General features: G+C 68.6%; 27 protein-coding genes, 2 tRNA genes and 1 pseudogene (1 of these 30 running past the window's edge). 5 read left to right on the forward strand and 25 right to left on the reverse strand.

Translation table 11 applies throughout. From position 1 onward, the window contains the following. Nucleotides 1-39: 39 nt before the first annotated feature. Genes ACFE77_RS06920 through ACFE77_RS06930 form a run of 3 tightly spaced genes read left to right on the forward strand, consistent with a single transcriptional unit; the run spans nucleotide 40 to nucleotide 1,804 of the window. Nucleotides 40-312 (forward strand): acyl carrier protein, encoded by a 273-nt coding sequence (locus ACFE77_RS06920; RefSeq protein ID WP_375420900.1) that lies wholly within the window; start codon nucleotides 40-42, stop codon nucleotides 310-312. An 8-nt stretch (nucleotides 313-320) separates the two neighbouring features. After that, entirely contained in the window at nucleotides 321-1,007 is a 687-nt protein-coding gene (locus ACFE77_RS06925) for a hypothetical protein (RefSeq protein WP_375420901.1), read from the forward strand. Then, a complete protein-coding gene (locus tag ACFE77_RS06930; RefSeq protein ID WP_375420902.1) occupies nucleotides 983-1,804 on the forward strand; it encodes a hydrolase 1, exosortase A system-associated in 822 nt (273 codons plus the stop codon). The genes ACFE77_RS06925 and ACFE77_RS06930 overlap by 25 nt, the downstream gene beginning before the upstream one ends. Before the next feature lie 16 nt (nucleotides 1,805-1,820). Here the strand turns inward: ACFE77_RS06930 and trxB are convergent, their stop codons facing one another. The 4 genes from trxB to ACFE77_RS06950 form a co-directional block, all read right to left on the reverse strand. After that, a complete protein-coding gene (gene trxB, locus ACFE77_RS06935; protein WP_375420903.1) occupies nucleotides 1,821-2,789 on the reverse strand; it encodes a thioredoxin-disulfide reductase in 969 nt (322 codons plus the stop codon). 96 nt (nucleotides 2,790-2,885) lie between these two features. Then, nucleotides 2,886-2,962: transfer RNA gene (locus ACFE77_RS06940), tRNA-Met, on the reverse strand. 56 nt (nucleotides 2,963-3,018) lie between these two features. Beyond that, nucleotides 3,019-3,528, reverse strand: a complete 510-nt coding sequence (locus tag ACFE77_RS06945) for a 2'-5' RNA ligase family protein (RefSeq protein ID WP_375420904.1) — start codon at nucleotides 3,526-3,528, stop codon at nucleotides 3,019-3,021. Continuing rightward, the gene (locus tag ACFE77_RS06950; protein ID WP_375420905.1) at nucleotides 3,525-5,468 is read right to left on the reverse strand and encodes a potassium transporter Kup; all 1,944 of its coding nucleotides are present in this window, start codon (nucleotides 5,466-5,468) and stop codon (nucleotides 3,525-3,527) included. Before ACFE77_RS06950 ends, ACFE77_RS06945 begins: the two co-directional genes overlap by 4 nt. Before the next feature lie 204 nt (nucleotides 5,469-5,672). Between ACFE77_RS06950 and ald the strand changes: the two genes are divergently transcribed. Next, nucleotides 5,673-6,779, forward strand: a complete 1,107-nt coding sequence (ald, locus tag ACFE77_RS06955; RefSeq protein WP_375420906.1) for an alanine dehydrogenase — start codon at nucleotides 5,673-5,675, stop codon at nucleotides 6,777-6,779. Nucleotides 6,780-6,829: 50 nt separating this feature from the next. Continuing rightward, nucleotides 6,830-7,054, forward strand: coding sequence for a DUF3072 domain-containing protein (locus ACFE77_RS06960; RefSeq protein ID WP_375420907.1), 225 nt, complete (start codon nucleotides 6,830-6,832; stop codon nucleotides 7,052-7,054). Between the two features lie 170 nt (nucleotides 7,055-7,224). Here ACFE77_RS06960 and ACFE77_RS06965 read toward each other — a convergent pair whose 3' ends face one another. From ACFE77_RS06965 to gspD, 21 genes and pseudogenes are all read right to left on the reverse strand, one after another. Then, a complete protein-coding gene (locus tag ACFE77_RS06965; protein WP_375420908.1) occupies nucleotides 7,225-8,679 on the reverse strand; it encodes a S41 family peptidase in 1,455 nt (484 codons plus the stop codon). 27 nt (nucleotides 8,680-8,706) lie between these two features. Then, nucleotides 8,707-9,441, reverse strand: a complete 735-nt coding sequence (locus tag ACFE77_RS06970; RefSeq protein ID WP_375420909.1) for a tetratricopeptide repeat protein — start codon at nucleotides 9,439-9,441, stop codon at nucleotides 8,707-8,709. Next, nucleotides 9,366-9,770, reverse strand: coding sequence for a cytochrome c-type biogenesis protein (locus tag ACFE77_RS06975; RefSeq protein ID WP_375420910.1), 405 nt, complete (start codon nucleotides 9,768-9,770; stop codon nucleotides 9,366-9,368). The genes ACFE77_RS06970 and ACFE77_RS06975 overlap by 76 nt, the downstream gene beginning before the upstream one ends. Next, nucleotides 9,767-10,294, reverse strand: a complete 528-nt coding sequence (locus tag ACFE77_RS06980; RefSeq protein WP_375420911.1) for a redoxin family protein — start codon at nucleotides 10,292-10,294, stop codon at nucleotides 9,767-9,769. Before ACFE77_RS06980 ends, ACFE77_RS06975 begins: the two co-directional genes overlap by 4 nt. Beyond that, entirely contained in the window at nucleotides 10,291-12,207 is a 1,917-nt protein-coding gene (locus ACFE77_RS06985) for a heme lyase CcmF/NrfE family subunit (RefSeq protein WP_375420912.1), read from the reverse strand. The genes ACFE77_RS06980 and ACFE77_RS06985 overlap by 4 nt, the downstream gene beginning before the upstream one ends. Then, nucleotides 12,204-12,650: a cytochrome c maturation protein CcmE gene (gene ccmE / locus ACFE77_RS06990; RefSeq protein WP_375420913.1), complete on the reverse strand. Its 447-nt coding sequence runs from the start codon at nucleotides 12,648-12,650 to the stop codon at nucleotides 12,204-12,206. The genes ACFE77_RS06985 and ccmE overlap by 4 nt, the downstream gene beginning before the upstream one ends. Further along, complete coding sequence (locus ACFE77_RS06995) at nucleotides 12,647-12,772, reverse strand: hypothetical protein (protein ID WP_375420914.1); 126 nt, start codon at nucleotides 12,770-12,772, stop codon at nucleotides 12,647-12,649. Before ACFE77_RS06995 ends, ccmE begins: the two co-directional genes overlap by 4 nt. Next, nucleotides 12,769-13,500, reverse strand: coding sequence for a heme ABC transporter permease CcmC (gene ccmC / locus ACFE77_RS07000; protein WP_375420915.1), 732 nt, complete (start codon nucleotides 13,498-13,500; stop codon nucleotides 12,769-12,771). Before ccmC ends, ACFE77_RS06995 begins: the two co-directional genes overlap by 4 nt. A 140-nt stretch (nucleotides 13,501-13,640) precedes the next feature. Beyond that, nucleotides 13,641-14,690 (reverse strand): Leu/Phe/Val dehydrogenase, encoded by a 1,050-nt coding sequence (locus ACFE77_RS07005; RefSeq protein ID WP_375420916.1) that lies wholly within the window; start codon nucleotides 14,688-14,690, stop codon nucleotides 13,641-13,643. A 25-nt stretch (nucleotides 14,691-14,715) separates the two neighbouring features. Beyond that, nucleotides 14,716-14,792 (reverse strand) — tRNA-His (locus tag ACFE77_RS07010). Between the two features lie 210 nt (nucleotides 14,793-15,002). Next, nucleotides 15,003-15,716, reverse strand: coding sequence for a type II secretion system protein N (locus ACFE77_RS07015; protein ID WP_375420917.1), 714 nt, complete (start codon nucleotides 15,714-15,716; stop codon nucleotides 15,003-15,005). After that, entirely contained in the window at nucleotides 15,713-16,189 is a 477-nt protein-coding gene (gspM, locus tag ACFE77_RS07020) for a type II secretion system protein GspM (protein ID WP_375420918.1), read from the reverse strand. Before gspM ends, ACFE77_RS07015 begins: the two co-directional genes overlap by 4 nt. Continuing rightward, complete coding sequence (gene gspL / locus ACFE77_RS07025; protein ID WP_375420919.1) at nucleotides 16,186-17,259, reverse strand: type II secretion system protein GspL; 1,074 nt, start codon at nucleotides 17,257-17,259, stop codon at nucleotides 16,186-16,188. Before gspL ends, gspM begins: the two co-directional genes overlap by 4 nt. Beyond that, nucleotides 17,256-18,257, reverse strand: a complete 1,002-nt coding sequence (gene gspK, locus ACFE77_RS07030; protein ID WP_375420920.1) for a type II secretion system minor pseudopilin GspK — start codon at nucleotides 18,255-18,257, stop codon at nucleotides 17,256-17,258. Before gspK ends, gspL begins: the two co-directional genes overlap by 4 nt. Continuing rightward, nucleotides 18,244-18,885: a type II secretion system minor pseudopilin GspJ gene (gene gspJ, locus ACFE77_RS07035; protein ID WP_375420921.1), complete on the reverse strand. Its 642-nt coding sequence runs from the start codon at nucleotides 18,883-18,885 to the stop codon at nucleotides 18,244-18,246. The genes gspK and gspJ overlap by 14 nt, the downstream gene beginning before the upstream one ends. Beyond that, nucleotides 18,882-19,319, reverse strand: coding sequence for a type II secretion system minor pseudopilin GspI (gene gspI, locus ACFE77_RS07040; protein WP_375420936.1), 438 nt, complete (start codon nucleotides 19,317-19,319; stop codon nucleotides 18,882-18,884). Before gspI ends, gspJ begins: the two co-directional genes overlap by 4 nt. Further along, nucleotides 19,309-19,764: a GspH/FimT family pseudopilin gene (locus ACFE77_RS07045; protein WP_375420922.1), complete on the reverse strand. Its 456-nt coding sequence runs from the start codon at nucleotides 19,762-19,764 to the stop codon at nucleotides 19,309-19,311. The genes gspI and ACFE77_RS07045 overlap by 11 nt, the downstream gene beginning before the upstream one ends. 52 nt (nucleotides 19,765-19,816) lie before the next feature. Beyond that, a complete protein-coding gene (gene gspG / locus ACFE77_RS07050) occupies nucleotides 19,817-20,275 on the reverse strand; it encodes a type II secretion system major pseudopilin GspG (RefSeq protein ID WP_375420923.1) in 459 nt (152 codons plus the stop codon). A gap of 8 nt (nucleotides 20,276-20,283) precedes the next feature. After that, nucleotides 20,284-21,507: a type II secretion system inner membrane protein GspF gene (gene gspF, locus ACFE77_RS07055; protein WP_375420924.1), complete on the reverse strand. Its 1,224-nt coding sequence runs from the start codon at nucleotides 21,505-21,507 to the stop codon at nucleotides 20,284-20,286. Next, the gene (gene gspE / locus ACFE77_RS07060) at nucleotides 21,500-22,990 is read right to left on the reverse strand and encodes a type II secretion system ATPase GspE (RefSeq protein ID WP_375420937.1); all 1,491 of its coding nucleotides are present in this window, start codon (nucleotides 22,988-22,990) and stop codon (nucleotides 21,500-21,502) included. The genes gspF and gspE overlap by 8 nt, the downstream gene beginning before the upstream one ends. A gap of 116 nt (nucleotides 22,991-23,106) precedes the next feature. After that, nucleotides 23,107-24,139 (reverse strand): annotated as a pseudogene (gene gspD, locus ACFE77_RS07065) (type II secretion system secretin GspD) (it continues 1,235 nt past the right edge of the window).

Raw genomic sequence — 24,139 nt, forward strand, 5'->3', positions numbered from 1 at the left:
TAACGCAGCGCAACCCCGTCAACGATCAGGGCCGACGCATTGCTTCCCGAAGGTTCCAAACAAGTCGAAGCCACGGTGCGCGCGGTGCTCGTCGATGTCCTCGGCATTTCGCCCGATCGCGCCGCGACCTTCACCCCCGACACCCCGCTGTTCGGCGCGCTGCCCGAACTCGATTCGATGGCGGTGGCGGGGGTGCTGACCGAGATCGAGGACCGGCTCGGCATCTTGATCGAGGATGACGAGGTCGATGGCGAGATGCTCGAGACCTTCGGCGCGCTGGTCGCGTTCGCGGTCCGCAAGGCGCTCGTCTAGGCGATGCCGTGACCACCGCCCCGCGCATCGACAGTTATGCGTGGTCCGGCGGTCGCGAGGCGATCCTGCGGTTCGGGTCCGATGACGGGCCGGTCGTCGTTCTTGCGCTGCCCCTGTTCGAAGAGGCCAACCGCACGCGGACCTTCGCGGCTGCGCTGCTCCACGCGCTTGCCGACCGCGGGATCGCGGGGGCGCTGCCCGATCTGCCCGGGACCGGCGAGAGCGTCGTCGCGACGCGTGACCTCTCGTTGTTCGATCTTCGGTCGGCGTTCGAAGCGGCGGTGGAGCATGTCTGGGCCAAGCGGCGCTCTTTCGTGGTCGCCTTCCGCAGCGGTTGCCTGCTCGATACCTTGCCGCTGGTGGCAGGGCGCTGGCATCTCGCGCCGATCACGGGCGGCGACGTCGTTCGTGAACTCGGTAGGATGGCTTCGCGGGCCGGGACGGACGATCCGGTCGAGATCGCCGGCAACCTGATCTCACGCCGGTTCCTCGCCGAACTCGCCGGGGCGGTGCCGGTCACGACCGAGGACGATCCCCGGTTGCGCGTCGTCCGGCTGTCGAGCGATCCCCGCCCCGCCGATCGCAAGATCGACGCCGCCCCACTGTGGCGACGTAGCGAGCCCGGCGAGGATTCCGTTCTGGTTCAACAGCTTGTAGCCGATATCGCAGAATGGATCACGTCCTGCGCCGGATAGTACCGATCGCCTGCCAGGGCGATACGATGATGGCGACGCTCGATCCTGCGCCGGGCCGCTGCGGCTTGCTGATCGTGTCGGGCGGCAACGAGATCCGCTGCGGCGCGCATCGCGGCATGGCCTCGCTGGCTGGCGAGTTAGCGGCCTTGGGCGTTCCGGTATTCCGCTATGATCGGCGCGGGATCGGCGACTCGACAGGGATCAACGGCGGCTTTCGAAGCGCTCGCGCCGACCTCCACGCCGCCGCGGTCGCCTTCCGCGAGGCGATGCCGCAGGTCACGCGCATGGTGGGGTTCGGCAATTGCGACGCCGCAAGCACGCTCGCGCTGTTCGGGCGCGGTGCCGGGATCGATCGGGTGGTGCTCGCGAATCCTTGGGTGGTCGAAGCTACCGACGATCTGCCGCCCGCCGCGGCGATCCGGCGACGCTATATCGAACGCTTGCGCCGGCCCTCCGAATGGCGGCGGTTGATCCGAGGCGAGATCGATTTGTCGAAGCTTCGCCGTGGCTTGGCGAAGATATGGGCCACGCCGCATGAGCCGCTCGCGACCAAGGTGATCGAAGCAATCGCATCATGGGGCGGCGACGCGCAGATCGTCGTGGCGGAGGGCGACGCGACCGCGATCGCCTTCGCCGATGCAGCGCGCCGAGCCGGCCGCGCCTTCAACAAACACGCTATACCGACGGACTCGCACAGCTTCGCTCGGGCGGGCGACGCTGCGGCGTTGCGGCGAGTCATCTGGGACGCTGTGGCATCGGCGGGGGCCGCCCCGGACCAAACCCAATCTCGCACTTGATTCGCGACGACCGCGCTTACTCCGCCGCTTCCGCCAGCTCCGCGAACTCGGCGGCGGCAAGGAAGCGTTCCGCGTCCAAGGCAGCCATGCAGCCCGTTCCAGCGGCGGTCACCGCCTGGCGGTAGATCTTGTCCTGCACGTCGCCGCACGCGAACACGCCCTCCACGCTGGTACGCGTCGATCCGGTCTCGACCTTGATGTAGCCGTCGTCGTCGAGATCGAGATGCCCGCGGAACAGTTCGGTCGCAGGATGATGCCCGATCGCGACGAAACCGCCGTCGGTCGCCAGCCGCGAATGCTCACCGGTGACGGTGTCCTCCAGCTCCAACGCCACCAGCCCGGCGGTGCCACCGCCATCGACGAAGGTGCGTACCTCCTTGTTCCAGAGCACGGTAATGCCCTTGTGCGCGAACAGCCGCTCCTGGAGGATCTTCTCCGCGCGCAAGCTGTCGCGACGGTGGATCAGCGTCACATCGGGGCTATGGTTGGTGAGGTACAGCGCCTCCTCGACCGCGGTGTTGCCGCCACCGATCACCGCGACCTTCTTGCCGCGGTAGAAGAAGCCGTCGCAGGTCGCGCAGGCACTGACGCCCTTGCCCTTCATCGGCTCCTCGCTGTCGATCCCGAGCCACTTGGCCTGCGCGCCCGTGGCGATCACCAGCACGTCGCCCTCATAGACGTCCCCGCCGTCGCCGATCAGGCGGAACGGGCGGCGGGCGAGGTCGACCTCGACGATCGTGTCCCACATCAGCCGGGTGCCGACATGCTCGGCCTGCGCCTGCATCTGCTCCATCAGCCACGGGCCCTGGATCACGTCCTTGAACCCGGGATAATTCTCGACATCGGTGGTCGTGGTCAGCTGCCCGCCCGGCTGGATGCCCTGCACCACGATCGGCGCCATCCCCGCCCGCGCGCCGTAGATCGCGGCGGACAGGCCGGCCGGGCCGGAACCGAGGATGAGCATACGGGTCGTGTGGGTGGTCATGGCGAAAGTCCTGGAGAGTCGAACCCGATCTAGGCGGTCCGGCCCCGGATTTGAACCAACAACGACAGGACCGGCACGAAGCGGCGGTATCGCGAGTGGTAGCGGAGGAGGGACTTGAACCCCCGACCCCAGGATTATGATTCCCGTGCTCTAACCAGCTGAGCTACTCCGCCCCGTTCGGGCGCTCTCACTCGCGAGGCGCGGGCTATAGGTAGCGGCCCCGTGGCGGTCAAGCGAACATGTGGCGGGACAGCGGCTCCCACGGGCCGCCGCGATACCACCAAGTCGCCAACCCCGCGATCTCGACCTCGCGCGGCACGAAATCGCGCGACAGGCTCTCCAGCAGCAGCTTGGCGATGTTGGGCGAGACCTTGTTCTGGATAGTGACGTGCGCACGCCACCCGCCGGCGTCCTGCGGGGTCAGCAGACCCGCGAACGCACCCGCCAGTCGCGCCCGGATCGCGACCAGTTCTGGCGCGTCGATCCGATAGGCGACGCCGCGGCCGAGCGACATCAGCCCTGCGATCTTCGCGATCGGCGCACGCACCTGCCGAGTCTCCCCAGTCAGGCGGTGCTTCAACTCGTCGGCGCTCGACGGCGGCAGATGGTGGAACAGCGTCAGATGCGCGTCGAGCTGGTTGCGTTCGGGCGGGAAATGCTCGCTGCGCATGGCGTCGAACCAGCCTTGGTCGCGCCGCCCGAACAGGGCGGTGACGATGATCGGTGCCGGCTCGCTCAAATCTCGACCTGACTACCCAACTCGACGACCCGGTTGGTTGGCAGGCGGAAGAACTCCATCGCACTTTCCGCATTGCGCAGCATCCACGCGAACAGCTTCTCGCGCCAGATCATCATCCCCGGCTTGTCCGACGCGAGCAGCGTCTGGCGCGACAGGAAGAAGCTGGTGTCCATCATCTTGAACTCGGCGCCACATTCGTGGACGTGCTTCAGCGCTGCGGGTACGTCGACCTCTTCCATGAAGCCGTAGCGCAGCACCAGCCGGTGGAACCCCTCGCCCAACGTGTCGCGCACCGCGCGATCGTGATCGGGCCAGTAAGGCTGGTCGACGATTTTCACGGTGAGCAGGATGATGCGTTCGTGGAGCACGCGGTTGTGCTTCAGATTGTGGAGCAGCGCGTGCGGCACGCCCTCGGCGGTCGAGGTCATGAACACCGCGGTGCCAGGCACGCGGGTCGCGGAGCTGGCGGCCGAGCTGATGAACACCTTCAGCGGCATCGCCGCCTCGCGCATCCGGTCGATCATCAGCTTGCGACCCTTCGACCAGGTGGTAAGCAGGGTGAACACGATCAGCCCGACCAGCAGGGGGAACCAGCCCCCGTCGGGCACCTTGGTCATGTTCGCGGTAAAATAGGCGCCGTCGACCAGGAAGAACACCGCGAGCAGCGGGAACGCCGCCCAACGCGGCCAATTCCATAGCCGGATCAGCGCGACGCCGAGCAGGCAGGTATCGATCAGCATCGCCCCGGTCACCGCGATCCCATAGGCGCTGGTCAGGTTGGACGAGGTGCGGAAGAACAGCACCAGCAAGATGACCATTGCCATCAGCGCCCAATTCACCAGCGGAATGTAGATCTGCCCCGCGGTGGCGGCGCTGGTATGCTCGATCCGCAACCGGGGGATGAAGCCGAGCTGGATGCCCTGCTGGGTCACCGAGAACGCGCCCGAGATCACCGCCTGGCTCGCGATGATCGCGGCCATCGTCGCCAGGATGACGAGCGGCAGCTGCAACCCTTCGGGTGCGAGCATGAAGAACGGACTACGCAGCGCCGCCGCGCCTTCGCGAAACAGCAGCGCGCCCTGCCCCATGTAATTGCACATCAGCGCGGGCAGCACGAAGACGAGCCAGGACAGACCGATCGGCTTGCGGCCGAAATGCCCCATATCGGCATAGAGCGCCTCCGCGCCGGTGACCGCGAGCACCACCGAACCCAGCGCAAGGAACGCGGCGAGCGGATCGATCAGGAAGAACTCGATCGCGAAATGCGGCGACAGCGCCCATAGCACGCCCGGCGTCTCGACGACGCTGAGGATGCCGAGCACCGCGATCGTGGCGAAATAGACCAGCATGATCGGTCCGAAGAACAGCCCCACCCGCGCGGTGCCGCTCTTCTGGATCGTGAAGAGGAAGACGAGAATCGCGACCGAGATCGGCAACACCAGCCCGCCGAACGCGGGTGCCGCGACCGCGAGCCCCTCGACCGCGGACAGCACCGACACCGCCGGGGTGATCATGCTGTCGCCGTAGAACAAGGCGGTGGCGAACACCCCGAGCAGGATGATCCCGGTCGACCAGCGCTTGGTCTTGGTGCGCCCCGATACGAGCGCGAGCAGCGCCAGGCTGCCGCCCTCGCCCTTGTTGTCGGCACGCATGATGATGACGACGTACTTGATCGTCACGACGATCATCATCGACCAGAACATCAGGCTGATCACGCCCATGATGTGCGCGGGATCGAGCGCGAGCTTGTGGTGCCCGGCAAAGGTTTCGCGGAACGCATACAGCGGGCTGGTGCCGATATCGCCGAAGACGATTCCGATCGCACCGACCGCCAGCTTGACCATCCCCTCGGATCCGTGGCCCCCATGACCGTGATCGCCGAGGGGCGCATCCTCCGCACCGCGCGCCGAAGGTTCGGCGCCGAAGATGGGTTCGCTCATCGGTAGTGCGATCGGCCCAACGGATCGACGGGAAGCCCCATGTTCACAACCTGTTCCATACCAAGCCGCGCGCTCTAGCACGCAGCCTTACGACCGGCAACGGCGGCCGCCGTCCGCCGACGACCGCCGGCATCGCGGGTGTCGGGTGGGGGGTATCGAGCCGGGCCGTCGGAAATTACAGGGGGCGACAAGAGGAGAGATTTGATGCGAGTCGGTGTACCCAAGGAAATCAAGAACCACGAATACCGGGTGGGTCTGACCCCGCCGTCGGTTGCCGAGCTGGTCGCGGCCGGGCACGAGGTCGTCGTCGAGACGATGGCTGGCGCCGGGATCGATTTCGAGGACCAGGACTATGTCGCCGCGGGCGCGACGATCCTGTCCGATGCGAAGTCGGTATTCGCTGAGGCTGACATGATCGTGAAGGTGAAGGAGCCGCAGCCGGCCGAGATCGCGATGCTCGAATCGCGGCACTTGCTGTTCACCTATCTCCACCTCGCCGCGGACAAGCCGCAGGCGGAAGGGCTGATGAAGTCGGGCGCGACCTGCATCGCCTATGAGACCGTGACCGACAATCGTCGTGGGCTGCCGCTGCTGAAGCCGATGTCGGAGGTCGCGGGCCGCATGTCGGTGCAGGTCGGCGCGCATTATCTGGAGAAGGAACAGGGCGGCCGCGGCGTGCTGCTCGGTGGCGTCCCCGGGGTCGCGCCCGCCAAGGTCGCGATCCTCGGCGGTGGCGTGTCGGGCGTCAACGCCGCGCAGATGGCGGTCGGCATGCGTGCCGATGTGACGATCTACGACATCTCGAACGATCGGCTGGCGGAGCTCGACATGTTCTTCTCGAACCAGATCAAGACCGCCTATGCCAGCAAGGCCGCGATCGCGGCGGCGGTGAAGAACGCGCATCTGGTGATCGGCGCGGTGCTGGTGCCGGGCGCCGCCGCGCCCAAGCTGGTGACGCGCGAGATGCTGAAGACGATGAAGCGCGGATCGGTGATGGTCGACATCGCGATCGACCAGGGCGGCTGTTTCGAGACGAGCCACGCGACCACCCACGAAGACCCGGTGTTCGAGGTCGACGGCGTTATCCACTATTGCGTCGCCAACATGCCCGGCGCGGTCGCCCGCACCTCGGCGTTCGCGCTCAACAACGCGACGCTGCCATTCGCGCTGCGGCTCGCCAATCTCGGTGCCGGGGCAGCGATGCGCGCCGATCCGCACCTTGCGGCAGGCCTCAACGTCTACAAGGGCAAGATCGCGTTCAAGGCGGTCGCCGACGATCTCGACCTGCCGTACGAAGCCTGGGCGGCGTAGGGAACACAAACGGAACATGGGGGTTGGTGACTTCGAACGAAGGAAGCCACATGACCGAACAAGCCAACCCCAAGACCGAACCTTTCTCGAATGCGGAGAAGGACCCCGACGATTGGACCACCGGCGGCGAAGCGATGACCGGCGCGCAGGCGAGCTATCTCAAGACGCTCAGCGAAGAGGCACATGAGGAATTCGACGATACGCTGTCCAAGGCGGACGCCTCGAAGCGGATCGACGAACTGCAATCGAAGACCGGACGCGGGAAGAGCGACTGAGGTAAGTGGGGTGGTAGCTCCCGCTAGGCGCGACCACCACTCACCCCCAACACCCGTCATCCCCGCGCGGGCGGGGATCCATACTGGCAAGCCTCGGCGATCAATAAGCAACGTTCGCCAGTCTGGATCCCCGCCTGCGCGAGGATGACAAATTAAAAGCGCTGCACCCTTTAGAACAACCCCGGCACCTCGCGCTGTGCAGTAGTCGGCCGCGCCGGCGTCAGCAACAGCCGCCGCCCGGTCCCCGCCGCCGACAGCGTCGCGGTCGTGTTCGCGCTGATCGGCGTGCAGGTCTTACCCGCGAGGAAGTCCAGCGCCTGCCGCGTCGATGCTTCCTGCGGATCGCCCATCTGGCGGGTCAGATCGTCCCCGGCCTGGCAACTCGCCTCCACGGTCCTTGCCAGCCCCTCGAAATAGGCCCCCTGCCGGGCAGCGTTCTGCACCGATAGCGCGATGACCCGCAGGCGATCGTCGCACTGCGCACGGTCGAGCCCGATCTGCCCGACCGGCTTGCCATAGGTGTTGGTGCCGATCAGCGCGACGCGGCTGTGCAGATAGGGCACGAACGCATTGATCACCAACTCGCTCGCCGACGCGGTGGCCCCCGTGCCGATGAAGGCGATCTTGGTCGCCGCGATCGACTGCGGCTGGGTCATGAAGAACCGCGTCGTGTTCTCGGCCGCCTTCTCGGGACGGAAGGCGATATAGTCGACGACATCGGTCGAGCTGCGATCGCCGCCGAGTAGGTCGCTCATCAGTTCGGCGATGTCGATGGAGCCGCCGCCATTGTAGCGGAAATCGACCACGATTTCGGTGATCCCCTGCGCACGGAACGTCGCAAACGCGGCGCGGAGCGCGGGGTCCGCGGTCGAGATGAAGGTGCGCAGGTTGACGTAGCCGACCTTGCGCCCGCCATCGTCGATCACCTTGGCACCGTAGCGGGTCGACACCGGGTCGAGGCTGTAGTCGGTCTTGGTGATAGTGACCGTGCGGACGCCCGCGGCGTCGCTGATCTGCAGGGTTCGCGCGGTGCCCGGGGTGCTGGGACCGAGCGCGTTGGACACGCCGGCGATCCCCTCGCTCGCGATGATGTCGTTGACGCTGCGCAACGTCGCCGTGCCGGTGCCGATCGCGAGGATCTCGGTCCCGCGATCGATACCCGCGGCCAGTGCCGAGGTTCCCTCGAACGCTTCGCTGACGAAGGCACGGCGGGTCACCGCGTCGGTCGACAGGCGGACGCCGAAGCCCGCACTAGACCCCGAGGCGTAATAGGCGTCCTCTTCCCTGATCGACGTCACGTATGTGAAGTACCGGTCGCGTTGCTGGCTGCGCGCGGTCGCGGTAAGCGCGTCGACATAATCGTCGACGCTGGCATAGCGCGACGCATCGAGCGTCGTCGGCAGCGTCTCCGGGAACAGATACCATTCGCGCAACTGCGCCGCCGACCACTCCTGCCGGTCGCGCAGCGAACAGGTGCCCGCGGTCGTCGTGGTCGGGGTCGGCGTAGGAGCCGTCGCGACCGGCACCGAACCGCCCGATGCGCCGCCGCTTCCCCCGCCGTCTCCACCACAACCGGAGAGAAGCGCGATGATCGCGGCAAGGGCAGTGTTACGCCTGAACTTCATCGTCGCTCTCCGGGAACCGGCACGACGCTAGCGGGTCGGCAAACCCTTGTCATTACGGTCTTCTACTTGGTTCGCCTCGGCGAGCAGCCGGTCGAGCAAGGCGAGCCGCACCGCAATGTCGCGGCGATACGAGGCGCCTGGCGGAGTCAGCGCCAGCGCCCGCGCCCAATAGCGACGCGCGCTGTCGAAATCGCCCGCACGGACGTATGCCTCGCCGAGGAAGAAGGGCGGCGCCGGGTGGTCCGGCGACAACCGTGCGGCCTGCTGGAACGCGAACAGCGCGGGTGGCGAGACCTGCCCGCCGTCATGCGCCACCAACGCATTGCCGAGCCCCGTCCACAGCAGCACGCTTTCGGGCACTTTGGAGATGCCCGCGAGGACGACGCGCACCGCCGCCCGGCGATCGCCCGCGCGGCTCATCGCATCGGCCGCGACCAGATAGGCGCCGTCGCCCGAGAACCGCCCGAGCATCCGGTCGCGCAGGTCGATCGTCGCTGCGTCGGCCGCACCCGCGACGCTCGGCACCGCGGCCTTGCCCGGCAAACCCGGCCGGCCCTGCAACGCATAGCCCGCCGCACCCAGCATCAGCGCCGATGCGACCATCGACCACAAGGCCCGCCCGACGCCGAGCACCGCCAGCGCGCCGAACGCCGCGGCGCCGATCAGCAGCAGCCACACCCAGCCCATCAGCGCGCCCGCCGCTTGAAGCTCGACCGCGCCAGCAGCGCCCCCGCGACCAGCATCGCGATCGGCGCCAGCCACAACGGCCAGGTCGTCGCGCCTAGCGGCGGATCATAGGTGACGTAATCGCCGTAGCGCGCGATCAGCCAGCGCCGGATCGCCTCCGGGCTCTGGCCCTCCGCGATCCGTTCGCGCACCATCGCGCGCATGTCGGCGGCGAGGCTGGCATCGCTGTCCGCGATCGACTGGCCCTGGCAGACCAGGCAGCGCAACGTTTCCATCAGCGCCTTCGCCTGCGCCTCCTTGGCGGGATCGCGCAATTGCGTGTTGGCGAGCGGTGCCGGTGGCGTCACCGGATCGGCCGCGGCAACTGCTGGCAGCAGCAACAGGGCGAGCGCCAGCCGCTTCATCGCGCGTCCCGCACCGCGGCGGCGATTTTGTCGACGTCGTCGGCGCGAATGTCGCCGACATGCTGGAGCACGATCCTGCCGTCGCCGTCGATCACGAAGCTCTCGGGCACGCCCGACGATCCGATCGCGAGCTGCACCGCGCTGCGGCTGTCGTCGCCGATCCGCGTATAGGGATCGCCGTTGCGGCGGATGAACGCGCCGAGCGCCGGCGCGGTATCGCGGATCGCCACGCCCTCGATCGGAATACCGAGCGCCTTCAACCGCATCAGCTGCGGTGCCTCGGCGATGCACGGGATGCACCAGCTCGCGAAGACGTTGAGCAGCCGCGGCTCGCCCTTGCGGAAGATTGCGCTCGACAGCCCCGGCTTGCCCGGCACGATCCCCGGCAATATGAATTCGGGCAACGGCTTGCCGACCAGCGCCGATCGAACGGTGCGATCAGCCGGCCGGAACAACCCGCTCGCCACCACCACGAACAGCAGCACGAACGCGGCGAGCGGCAGCCACAGGGCGTAGCGCCTCACGCCCAAACCGCCCGCGCCACCGCGCGGTTCTCGCGCCGCACCCGCCCGACCAGCGCGAGCAGCCCGCCGAGCGCGATCAACGCGCCGCCCAGCCAGATCAGCGTCACGAACGGCTTCCACCACAGTCGCAACTGCCAGCGGCCCTGCGCGTCGGGCTGGCCGAGCACGGTATAGAGCTGGCCGTCCCATTCGGTTTCGATCGCGCTTTCGTTGGTCGACGTCGGCGGATCCGCGAAGAAGCGCGATTGCGGGCGCAGCACGATGGTCTCGTCGCCGCGGGTGGCGGTCAGCCGCGCCTCCAGCCCCGACCAGTTCTCGCCGATCACCGGCTTGATGCCGTCGAGCACCACCGAGAATGGCCCCGCGCGCACCGCCACGCCCGGCTGCGCCGCGACCAGCGTCTCCGTAGTGAAGGCGCTGCTCGCCGCGATGCCGGCCAGGCTCACCGCGATGCCAAGGTGTGAGACGACCATGCCGTAGGTGAACAGCGGCGTGCGGCGGAGGTTACGCCCCCAGAGCGGCACGACGCTCGCCACCGCGAGCCCCGCGGCGAGCGCGATCCCGGCGAACGGCAGCAGGCCGATCGACGCGAACACCACCAGGCCGGCCGCGGTGAACGCGGCCGCGGCGATCGGCCAGGTCGACCGCGAGATCAGTGCGCCGGCATCGTCGCGGCGCCAGCGCAGCAACGGACCGACCGCCATCGCCGCAACCAGCGCCAGCGCGATCGGCCCCGCCGCCTTGTCGAAGAACGGCGCGCCGATCGACAGCTGCACGCCCATGCTCGCCGCGACGATCGGGTAGAGCGTGCCGATCAAAACGATGCCGAGGATCACGGTGAGCAGCAGATTGTTGAGCACCAGCGCGCCTTCGCGGCTGACCAGCTCGAACGTCGTGCCGGCGCGCACCGTCCCGATCCGTGCCGCGAACAACGCCAGCGCGCCGCCGATATAGATCGCCAGCAAGGCGAGGATGAAGGCGCCGCGCTCCGGGTCGACCGCGAAGGCGTGGACGCTGGTCAAGATCCCCGACCGCACCAGGAAGGTGCCGAGCATCGACATCGAGAAGGCGACCACCGCGAGCATCACCGTCCAGGCGCGAAGGCCGTCGCGGGTCGCCAGCACCGTCACCGAATGCAGCAGCGCGGTCGCCGCCAGCCACGGCATCAGCGACGCGTTCTCCACCGGATCCCAGAACCACCAGCCGCCCCAGCCGAGCTCGTAATAGGCCCAATAGGATCCGGCGGTGATCCCGAGCGTCAGGAATATCCACGCGCCGAGCACCCAGGGACGCATCGCTCGCGCGAAGGCCGGGCCTACGTCGCGGGTGATCAAGGCACCGACCGCGAAAGAGAACGCCACCGATATGCCGACATAGCCGATGTAGAGCGTCGGCGGATGGAAGGCGAGGCCAGGGTCCTGCAGCAGCGGGTTGAGGCCCATCCCGTCCGCCGGCGCCGGATCGACCCGCGCGAACGGATTGGAGGAAAATAGCAGGAACGCATAGAAGCCGAGCGCGATCGCCGCCTGCGCGCCGAGCGTCGCGATCAGCGTCGGTTCGGCAAGCCGCCGTTCCAGCACCGCCACTGCGCCGCCCGCGAGCCCGAGGATCGCGACCCAGAGCAGCATCGACCCCTCGTGATTGCCCCACGCGCCCGCGAACTTGTACAGCCACGGCTTGGCCGAATGGCTGTTCTCCACCACCAGCTTCACCGACATGTCGGACGCGAGGAACAGCGCGATCAGCAGCGCCAGTGCCAGTGCGACCGCCCCGCCCTGTACGATCGCGATCGGCCGCACCGCGGCGACCACGTCAGCGCGCTTGCGCGCCAGCCCGATCGCGGCGGTGACGAGCTGTAGCGCGGCGAGCGCGGCCGCGAGCCACAGCGCGGCGAGCCCGGCTTCGGCGGTCATCGTGTCAGCGACTTCGTCTGGTGCATCTCGCCGGCCGCGGTCTTCACTATCGGCGGCGGCATGTATTTCTCGTCGTGCTTGGCGAGCAGGTTGGAGGCGGTGAAGCTGCCATCGGGATTGAACTGCCCTTCCGCCACCACGCCCGATCGTTCGCGGAACAGGTCGGGCACGATGCCGGCGAAGCGAACCGGCGTGGTCGCCTGCCCGTCGGTCACGGTGAACGCGACGGTGACGCCATCGGCAGCACGCTTGACCGATCCGGCCTCGACCATCCCGCCCAGCCGCACCGCCTTGCCTAGAGGTAGTCCGTCGCGCTTGACGTCGGCGGGGGCGTAGAAGAACGCCGCCTTGTCCTGCAAAGCCGACAGCGCGAGCAGCCCGGCGGCGACCACCGCCGCCAGCGCGAGCAGCGCAAGCGTCAGCCGCTGATGCTTCGCCTTCACCGGTCGCGGTCCTCGATCGCGCGCTCCGCCCGGCGCATCGCGACATGGCTCGCAATCGCCAGCGCGGCGGCGGCGAGCAGCGTCACGGCATAGGCCGCGGCAACGAAGTTCCACGGGTTCACGGCCGCGCCATCCGCCGCAACCGCGCCTCGGCCTTGGTGACCGCGAGCTGTGCACGCATCCGCATCAGCACGATGCCGGCGAACAACAGCGTGAAGCCCGCGACCATGATCGGCAGCGGCCACAGGATCGATGGGTCGATTGACGATCGGGTCAGCCCGATGCTCGGCCCCTGGTGCAGCGTGTTCCACCAAACCACCGAATAGCGGATGATCGGCAGCAACACGCTGCCTGCGATGCCGAATATCGCGGGAATACGCCCATCGCCGCCGCGCTCGGCATCCGCCCGCGCTAGCGCGAGATAGCCGAGATAGACGAAGAAGAGCAGCAGCATCGACGTCAGTCGCCCGTCCCATTGCCACCATGTGCCCCAGGTCGGCCGTCCCCAGATCGATCCGGTAGCGAGGCATACCGCGGCGAACACCGCGCCCGGCAGCGCGATCGCGCGGGCCGCGACCTGCGCGAGGGGGTGTCGCCACACCAGGAACGCGATGCTCGACAGCGCGATGCCGCTCCACCCGCCCATCGCGAGCCAGGCCGCGGGCACGTGGATGTAGAGGATCCGCACCGTCTCGCCCTGCAGGTAATCGGGCGGCGTTCGCGTCAGCCCGGCCCAGCAGCCGAGCGCGATCAGCGCGACGCCTGCCCAAGTCAGCAGCGGCGTCAACGGCTTGGCGATCGTCAGGAAGCGCGCCGGATTGGCGAATGCGTGGAGTGTTGGCACGATCATCCGCCGATACGGCGATTCCCACCGAAGGTCACGCGCGAGTTGCGGGCTTGGTACGCATGAGGGCGCAAGCTCCCACTTGTTGGGCTCCCGCGAAGGCGGGAGCCCAGTACTGGGTCCCCGCCTTCGCGGGAGCACAAGATCTACCGCCCGATCAACCGCTTCGCCAGCATGTCCGCGACGTCGCTCGCCGGACTGCCGCTGCGCTCGCTCTCGTCCCAGACCTGGTCGAGCCGCTCGGGGATTTTCGCGATCCGCGCCATCACTTCGGCTTCGTCGCCATGGCCGAGATATTCGAGCCCGACATTGATGATACCGCCCGCGTTGATGACGTAATCGGGCGCGTAGAGGATGCCGCGGTCGTGCACGCGGGCGCCGTCCGCCGGGGTCGCCAGCTGGTTGTTCGCGCCACCCGCGATCACGCGTGCCTTCAGGTCGGCGATGCTCGCCTCGGTCAGGATCGCGCCGAGTGCGTTGGGGCTGACGATGTCGGCATCGGTCGACAGGATCGCCTCCGCCGCGACGACGCTCGCGCCGAGTTCGCCTGCCAGCGCCTGTGCGCGGCCTTCGTCGACATCGGCGAGGGTCAGCACCGCGCCGTCCGCCGCCAGCAACCGAGCCAGCCCGCCGCCGACCGAGCCGACGCCCTGGATCGCGACCCGCACGCCCTTCATGTCGGTGGCGCCGAGGCCACGCTTCGCCGCCGCCTTCACGCCCAGATAGATGCCGTGCGCGGTATACGGGCCGGGATCGCCGCCCGCCGCGCCGCTCGCGACCGGCAGGCCGGAGACGTAGCGGGTCTCGCCCGCGATCACCTTCATCCGCGCTTCGGACATGCCGACATCCTCGGCGGTGACATAGCGGCCGCCGAGCGACTCGACCGAACGCCCGAAGGCCTGCAGCTGCGCTTCGCTGATCGACTCGCCAGCGCGGCCCGCGAGCACGACGCCTTTGCCGCCGCCGAGATCGAGCCCCGCCATCGCGTTCTTGAAGCTCATGCCGCGCGACAGCCGCAGCGCATCCGTGATCGCACCGTCGCTGCTGGCATAGTGCCAGAACCGCACGCCACCCGCAGCGGGGCCGAGCTTGGTCGAATGGATCGCGATCACCGCCTGCAACCCCGATGCGGGGTCGGTGAAGAGGTGCACGCCCTCATGATCGTCGAAGTCGGGGAAGCCCCAGCCGCTGGTCATCTGGAAAACCCGGGAAGGAAGGGAATGGGGCGACCGACGGGACTTGAACCCGCAACATCCGGCATCACAAGCCGACGCTCTAACCAATTGAACTACGATCGCCGCGAAGCCCGCGCCCCTAGCGGGCAGGCGCGGTGGCAGTCAAGACCAGTAAGGGCCGAACGACGTCGCGGCTTTGATCAAGCAGACCCGGAGAGTCATCGACCGACGATAGTTGCCTGTCGGTCCCTGTGTCCCCGCGAAGGCGGGGACCCAGTATTGGGCTCCCGCCTTCGCGGGAGCACAAGCGGGCCGGCTTCGATGTCGAACACTTTAGAAACTACCCTCGATCGCCAGCTGGTATCCGCCCGCGCGCTCGACGAACCCCGACGCCGCCAGCCGCTCCAACGTCGCCGGGTCGCTGGGTTGCAGCGTGAACACCGCCGTGTAGCGGCCGCCACCGGTGATCCGCAGCGCCACCGTCTCGCGCCCGGCGTCGCTCGCCAGCGGCAGCAGCAGCGCGCCGCCTTCGCACCGGGCGTTGCCGGCAACCGACGGCGGCAGCGCGACCCCCGATGCATCGCCGACCAGCGTGGCACGGACCCGCCCCTCCGCCCGCACGCAACTACCGTCCGCGAACTCGACCGTGACGTCGGTCAGGTCGAGCCCCCCGACTGGTAGCGGCTGGAAGATCCGCCCGGTCGGTAGCGACGCGGTGACGTGATCGATCGCGAAGCCGTGCCGGGTCACCGTTACCACCCCGTTCAGCGGCCGCGTCGTCCCGTCGAGCGACAGCCGCGCGCGCCCTACCAGCAGCGCAAAGGGCGAGAGCCGCGCGTCGAGGTCGCCGATCGCCAGATCGCCGAACTGCGCCTCCGCAATTCGGCCGTCCCACACGCTGCCGGTCACCGCGCGCGCCGCGAATCCGCTCTCGTCGAGCCCTGACCAGGCGAGCGCCAGCCGCATCGGCAGGAACAGCAGCAACGCCACCAGCATCATCGCGCCGAATAACACGCCGGGTCCGGTGGCGAGCCTGATCCGCCTCATAGCGTCCGTACCTTCAGCACGAGATCGACGCCCACGGTGCGATCGCCATTGTCCCGCAAGGTCGCAGTATCGACGAGGATGCCGATCCGCTCCAATCGCGCCAGCCAAGCCGTCAGCGCACCGGGCCGCGCCGACCGTATCGTCGTCCGCACACGCTGATCGCCCTGTGGTTCGAGGGTTTCGAGCGCGAACCCGGCCTGATCCGCCTCGGTGCGCACCACATCCTGCAACGCGCCGGCCAGTGGCGGGGTGCGCAGCGCACGGACCGTCTTGATCGAATCGATCGCCGCCTGGGTCTCGCCGAGCCGTACCGCGGCGGCCTGATGCCGCTCGCGTGCGCTCGACAGGCCGTCGCGCACCGGGATGATGATCCCCGCCCATACCAACGTCACCAGCGCCAGCGCCGTCATCACCAGCAGCAGGCGGCGTTCGCGCAGCGATCGGCCTGCGAACCAGGTGCGCAATCCCGTCATGGTCGGCTCACCGTCATCTCACCCGTGACCCTGCCGCTGCCCGACTGGAACACGCCCGCGCGCACCTCGAACCCGGCAGCCTGGAGCGCGCTGCGCAGGTCGGTCGCGAGCGCTTCGCGCGCCACCGCGATCGACAAGCGCAGCTCGCCATTGGGCTGGAAATCCAGGCCCGTGATCTCGACCCCCGGCAGCGTACGCACCACCGAATAGACCGCCGCCGTGGTCGCGGTGAACCCGGCGCCCGGCCCCCGCACCGCAGACAGGCGCTCGTCCAGTTGCCGGTCGACGTCAGTCACCGTCTCGCCCCGCGGCAGCCCGGTCCGCCCGAGCGCATCGGCGCGCGCCTCCAGCGCGTCGGCGCCTGTGGAATAGCGAATGATCCGTACGACATCGATCGCCAGCGTGAGCAGCAGGATGCCCGCGCCGAGCATTGCCAGCCGCCGGATCAATGGCCAATCGATGGCTCGCCGCGTCCGCCGCGCGAACGCGCCCTGCCGCAGGTCGAGCGCCGGGGCCGCGACCGCATCGGCGAGCGCGGTGGTCAGGCTGGCGCGATCCAGCGTCGTCGGCGCGGTGCCGCCGGTGACGAGCTCGGTGAGCCGTGCCTCGTCCGCAAACCCCGCCGCGGTGCCGCGAACGACGCCCTCGCCCGCCAGCTGCGCGCGGACATAGCCCTCGTCCGGACGCGGCAGCAGCATCGGCGCGGGAATGATCGCGACCGGGTCGATCCCGACCGCCGCCAGCGCTGCCAGCCATTCCTGCATCTGCGCCGCGGCGACGACACCGATCGGCCGTTCCCCCGTGCCTTCGTCGCCGACCGCGACGTGGAGCTCGCCGAGCGGCGCGGCGCTCGCCTCCGCCACCACGATCCGCGCTGCCGCGGTCGCCTGCGCGATCGATCGGTCGGGCAGCGTCGCCCAGTGCAGCGTCACCGCCTCGGCCGGCGCGACCGCGACAAACGGCGCGCCGCTCGTCGGGATGCCGTCGCCCTCGCGCGGCATCGCGCCTTCGGTCAGGTCGATCCAACGATATCCGCGCTGCGCCGAAGGGAGGAAGATGAGCATGGTCATGAGTCCTCCCCCCATTGCCGTGCCGCGAGGCGTGCGGGAAGCCGGTTCGCGTCGATCAACGCATGTTCTTCGATCACCGTGTCGCCCATCGTCACATCGACCCGCAACGCGAACCAGGTCGACGTCACCCCGGTCTGCCCCGAACCCTGGTCCGATCCCGCGCCATCCGCGAGCGTGATCTGGTTCCAGAATGTCGCTGCATCCTTGTACCCCTGGGGCGGACGCCGCAGCAGCGCGCCCCGCGCCGCTTGAACCGTCAGCGTCTCGGGCATCAGCATCGCCACCAGCGGCGCCTGTTCGGGCGCCAGCGTGTTGACGTTGATCGTCGACATCTCGGCCTTGGGCAGCGCGCAGACCCAAGGTCGCAGACGCGCATAGATTTCCGGGGTCATGCCGTTGACCGCACGCAGTTCGCTCGGGTCGCTCATCAGCGTGTTCGCGGTCCGGTAGGGCACCTCTCGCCCGCGATACAGCTCGTCCTCGCCGCCAGCGGGCTGCTGGTCCTGATCGGTATCGATCCAGTCGCTCGCGCTCGCCGCGATCGTTTCCGCGGCCTGTACCGGCACGTCGATCAGCCGCATCAGCCGCACGAACACCACGCGACCCGCTCCGTTGCTGCTGTAGCTCCCCGGCTGGTTGCCCGGCAGCACCAGCCCGTTGAGGTTGAAGCAATTGCCGCCATCGGTGACCCGCGCCACCGCATAGCCGCCGCCCGGCAGCGGCAGGCCGAACGGGCGTCCGCTCCATCCGCCGGCCAGCGACACCCGCGTCCTGTCGCGCGCGAGCTGATCGGTGACCCGGCTGAGCGCCAGCGCCTCCGCCGCATAGGCATAGGCACGCGCCTGCTCGCCGCCGATCGCGTTGCCGGCGAGCCGCGTCGTGATCCGCAGCCGTTCGAGCGCACCGCCCGCGAGCACCGCGATGATCGCGACCAGCATCAGCACGGTCAGCAACGCCGCGCCGCGCTCCGCATTGGGGCCATGCTCAGGGCGCCGCATTGGCAGCCTTCGGTCTGTCGTCCGGCGCGTAGCCCGATCCGACCAGCGCCACCGCGCGGAACTGGACGCCGGTGTCGCGCAGCACCGCGAGTTCGACCGCGTCGGGCAGCGGCACGCCGTTGCTGCCGTCCCAGCGATCCGCCCACGCGCCCTTGTAACGATAGCGCGCGGTGACCGCCCGCACCTTGGTCAGCAGCGCGACCGCCGGCAGCGGCGCCGCGCCGTCGAGCATCGGATAGGCGAGCCGCTCTAGCGTGCCGTCGACCAGCCGATATTCTACCTTCTGCGTGCTCGGGCGCGGTGCGGCGTCGATGTTGCTCCACCCTGCCCGCACGAAGCGGACCAGCGGCACCCCCGATGCTGTGCCGACGAAGGCGGGGATCACCTGTCCCGCGGTATCGCGGGTCGCGCGCGGACGCGCCTGGGCGAGATCACCCGACAGCAGCGCGATCGTACGATTTAGCGCGGACAGGTCGTCGAGCTTCGCCGCGGTCGCCCCCTGCGCGCGCACGCTGAACGACAGGATCGCGACGCCCGCCGCCGCGAGCATGCCGAAGATCAGCAGCGACACCATGACCTCTACGAGGGTGAACCCCGCCTCGCCGGGCGCCGGCCGTACGCGCGTCATGGCTGTGCCGCCGCGGCACCGTTGCCGGGCGCGTCCGGAATGGGAACGTCGGAGTTCGCCGGGCGCACCATCGACGCACGGCCGATCACCGCGCCACGCCGGTCCGCGACCGCCACGTCGATCCGCACGATCGCGGCATTGCCGGTCGGCTGGACGCTGCGGCTCCATGCCCAGCTTCGGCCGCCATTCTGCTCGACGCCGTTGCTGACTCCGGCGGCGGGCGGCGCAGGATCCGTCACCGCCTCGATTGCGACGTTGCGCGCGACCAGGCCGGCGACCATCGTCTCGTCGAGGATCGTCGCGCCGCGGATCGTCGCGCTCTCCAGCCGCACCAACGCCAGCACGGCTAGGCTGAACACCGCGAGCGCGACCATGATCTCGATCAGCGTGAAGCCCGCCTCGGCCGGCGGGCGGCAAGGCCGGTCAGATCGCATCGGCACGCACGCTGCCATCGGCGTCGATCCGTACGAACGCCTGCGCGCCCGACCGGCTCAGCGTCAGCGTCGCGGCCCTATCCGCCAGCCCGGTGCTGTCGAAGGTCACGCGCACCCGTGCACCGGCCTCGCCGAGCGAAGCGACCGTGCCGTCGGACCAGCGCTCGACCCGCAGCGGCTTGTCCGCGATCGGCGACCACGCGCCCGCGATCCGCTGGTCGAAGCCGTAGCCGCCCGCAGTGATCCACAGGCTCACCGGTCGTGCCCCGACGATCGCGGCATCATGCGCCGCGCGCGCGCGAAGCGCGAAGCGCGCGGCCTCGTCGCCGACCCGCCCACGCGGATCGGGCATTGCCCACATGGTCACCGCGGACACCAAGCCGATGATCGTGATCACGACCATCAACTCGACAAGCGTAAAGCCGTGTTCAGCGGAACGCCTCATGCCCGTGAACCCGTTAGATCCAACGGGTTCACGGTGCCGGGCGCGGTCGCGCTTACTGCCAGCTGCCGATATCGGCATCGATCCCCTCGCCGCCTTCCTTGCCGTCCGCGCCGAAGGTCCAGACGTCCGCCTCGCCATGCTGGCCGGGCGAGGCATAGAGGTACGGCCGCCCCCAGGGATCGTTCGGCAGCTTCTTCAAGTAACCGCCCGCCTGATAGCGCGAAGGATCGGTCAGCCCCGCTGGCGCGCTGACCAGCGAATTCAGCCCTTGCGAGGTGTTGGGGAAGGTCATGTTCTGCAACTTGTAGAGTTCGAGCCCGCCCTCGATCTGCGCGATGTCGGCCTTGGCCTTCTCGGTTCGCGCGCGATCGCCCGAAGGCAGCACGTTGATCGCGACGATCGTCGCCAGCAAGCCGATGATGACGATCACCACCATCAGCTCCACCAGAGTGAACCCGTCTTCACGGCGACGGCGGCGCTGCGGATGGCGGTTCTGCAAGTCGGTACGCATGAAATTCCTCATTGGCCTGCCAGCGTGTTGAGCTGGAGGATCGGCAGCAGGATCGCGAGCACGATGGTCGCGACGATCCCGCCCATCAGCACGATGATTGCGGGTTCGAGCAGCGACAGCGCGGTTGCGGTAAAGCGGTCGAACTCGCGTTCGAGATAGTCGGCGGCACGTTCGAGCATCTCGTCGAGCCGCCCTGCCGCCTCGCCGCTCGCCGCTAGATAAGTCAGCAGCGGCGGAAACACCCCGGCGCGGCGCATCGCCGCCGACAGGCTGCCACCGCCGCGGATGTTCTCGACGATCTCGTCCGACGCCAGCTTCAGCCGGCGGTTGTGGATGGTGCCCGCGGTCAGCGTCAGCCCTTCGAGCAGCGGCAGCCGGCTCGCGACCATCGTCCCGAGCGTTCGCGCCATCCGCGCTGCATGGAGATCGCGCAGCAGCCGCCCCAACAGCGGGATCCGCAGCAGCCAGCTATCGAACGCCAGCCGCAGCGCCGGATCCTTCAGCGCGCGCCAGCCGAGAAACCCCGCGACCACGACGGTCACCAGCATCACCCACCAATAGCCGACCAGGAAGTCCGACAGCGCGATCACCATCCGCGTCAGGAACGGCAACGCCTGCCCGACGGTATCGAATTGCTCAACGACCTGCGGCACCACGAACATCATCAGCGCCGCGACCACGCCGAGCGCGACCACCGCCAGGATCGTCGGATAGGCGAGCGCGGTGATCAACTTGCCACGGATCTCCGCCTGCCGCTCCAGCAGCGCCGCGAGCCGATCGAGGATCGTAGGCAGCGTCCCCGAACTCTCGCCGGCCGCGACCATCGCGCGGTACAGCGGCGGAAAACTCTTCGGCTCGCGCGCCATCGAATCCGCCAGCCGCCGCCCCTCGACGACGCCGCCATGGACCTGCTCGACGATCAGCCGGATATTCTCCTGCTCGGTCTGCTTGGTGATCGTCCGCAGCGATTCCTCCAGCGGCGAGACGCGATTGAGCGTCGCCAGCTGGCGCGTGAACAGCGTCAGATGCTTGGTGTTCATCTTCGGCTTGCCCAGCTTCAAGCCGAAGAGCGGGCGGCCGCGCGCGACCGGCGGTGCGCCCGGATCGATCTTCACGACGTAGTATTTGCGCGCGTCCAGGGCGTGACGCGCGGCGTCGATCGTTTCGGCCGCGATGTGCCCGCGGCGTTCGTTGCCGCGGGTGTCGATCGCGATATAGTCGTAGTCAGCCATCGACCAGGTCCACGACCGGATCGGTGGCGTCGCGACGCGACACGCGGATCGCCTCCTCGGGCGTGGTCTTGCCCTCCCGCACCAATTGGCGCGCCGCGGCACCGAGCGTCGGCATCGTCGCAAAGGCGTGCCGCGCGATGGTGGTCTCGTCGCCGCCGTCGTTGATCAGCCGGCGCACGGTGTCGTCGATGCGGATCGCCTCGAACACACCCATCCGCCCCTTGAAACCGGTATGGCCGCACTGCTCGCAGCCGACCGGCTCGTAGACGATCGCGCCCGGATCGAAGCCGAGCAGCGACGCGACGCCGTCGCGCGCCTCGACCGGCTTGCGGCAATGTTCGCACAGCCGACGTACCAGCCGCTGCGCGATCACCGCGCGCAGGGTAGACGCGAGCAGGAACGCCTCGACCTTCATGTCGCGCATCCGCGTGATCGCGCCGATCGCGTCGTTGGTATGGACGGTAGACAGCACGAGATGCCCGGTCAGAGATGCCTGGACCGCGATCTCCGCGGTCTCGCGATCGCGGATTTCGCCGACCATCACCACGTCGGGATCCTGGCGCAGGATCGCGCGCAGCCCCGCAGCGAAGGTCAGCCCGACCTTGGCGTTGACCTGGGTCTGGCCGACCCCGTCGATCGCATATTCGACCGGATCCTCGACCGTCAGGATGTTGCGGCTGCCGTCGTTCAGCTGGCGCAGCGCGGCGTAGAGCGAGGTGGTCTTGCCCGATCCCGTCGGACCGGTGACGAGGATGATCCCGTTGGGTTCCGCAAGTGCTTCGGACATCAGCGCATGCAATTGCGGGGTCAGCCCGAGCACGTCGAGGTCGATCCCCGCATTGTCCTTGTCGAGGATGCGCAGCACCACCCGCTCGCCCGCGCGGCTCGGCAGGGTCGAGACGCGGACGTCGAGCAGCTTGCCGCCGAGCGTCAGTCCCATCCGGCCGTCCTGCGGCACGCGGCGTTCGGCGATGTCGAGCCGCGCCATCACCTTCACGCGGCTGACCACGACCGGCGCGACATGCGGCGGCATCCGCAGCGTCTCGCGCAGCACGCCGTCGATCCGCATCCGAACGACGAGCCCGCTCTCGTACGGCTCGATATGGATGTCGGACACGCCGTTGCGCGCCGCGTCGGCGATGACGCCGTTGATCAGCCGGATCGCGGGCGCGTCGTCGGCGGTGTCGAGCAGATCCTCGGCGGTCGGCATGTCGCCCGCCAGCAGGTCGAGCTCGTCGCCCATCCCGACCGCGGCGAGCGCGCGCGCTTGCCCGTCCATCGCGTAGTTGTCCGACAGCAGGCGATCGAAGACGGGTGCATCGACGAAGCCGACATCGAAGGCGCGGCCCAGATACCGTCGCACTTCGAGCAGCGCCTTCGGATCCGCGCCTGCGCGCATCGCGATCGTCAGGTGGCTGTCGGTATCGCTATGCTGCACCACGACCCCGAACTTGCGTGCGAACGCATAGGGGATCGTCACCATCGGCAGCGCCGCGTCGGCGATGGTCGTGCTCGTGCCGGTGTCGGCCACGCGCGTGCCGTCGATCGCGACCGGCGCCACCGCCGTCTCTACCACCGCCTGGTTGCCGCGCCGGATGATCATCGCTTGCCCCGCACCCCCGGGTTCGCGCGCTGCACCGGCACGTTGATCCGTGGATCCTCGATATTGCCGGGGATCGGCGCCGACGGCACCGGCGCCGCGGCACCCAGATAGTCGCGCACCAGTTCGTCGATCGACGGCTCGCGGCCCGGCGTCGCCACGCCCTGCTGCAGGCGCAGATAGCCGTAGCGCTGCTCGGTGATCCGGCGCGTGTCGGCGGCGGTGCGCAGGATCGTCGGTCGGATGAAGATCATCAGGTTGCGCTTGGTCCGCGACCGCGCCTTGTTGCGGAACAGCGCGCCGAGCCCGGGGATGTCGCCGAGCACCGGGATCTTCTCAAGCGTCCGGCTCTCGTTATCGTCGAGCAACCCGCCGATCACCGCGATCTGGCCGTCGTCGACCGTCAGCGTCGTCTCGATCTCTCGCTTGTTGAGGATCAGGTCGTCGTTGGTCCGCGACACCGTGCCCGAAATGCTGCTGACGGTCTGGTGCAGCGCCAGCTTGATCGCACCGCTCGAATTCACCTGCGGCTTCACTTCGAGCTCGATGCCGACATTCTGCCGCTGCGTGGTGCGGAACGCATTGTCGAAATTGTTGCTCAGCGCCTGCCCCGTCGTGATCGGGATCTCCTGGCCGACCAAAATGCGCGCGGGCGAATTGTCGAGCGTGGTGACGTGCGGCGATTGCAGCAGATTGGACGTCGAATCGCGCTTCACCGCGTTGATGATGCCACCGAACACCGTGTCGCCGATCGTCGTCGCGAATCCGCCCAGCGCCCCGCTCGATCCGATGATCGAGTTGACCGCGGATTCGAGCAACGTGTTGGACGAGCTATTGCCGGTCGAGGTGGTGGTGTTGCCATTGGGATCGGTCACCGTCGTCGTCGTGGTGGCAAGCCTGGTCGCCGCCACCGCCCCCGCGATCGTCAACAGGCTCGGCGACGATCCCGAGTAGGAGGTCGCGGCGAAGGTGCCGGTCTTGGTGTTGCCGATCGCGAGCTGGACGCCGAGTTCCTTCGCCGTCGTGTCGGAC

The sequence above is a fragment of the uncultured Sphingomonas sp. genome, assembly GCF_964243315.1.
In the GTDB taxonomy this organism is placed as follows: Bacteria; Pseudomonadota; Alphaproteobacteria; order Sphingomonadales; family Sphingomonadaceae; genus Sphingomonas.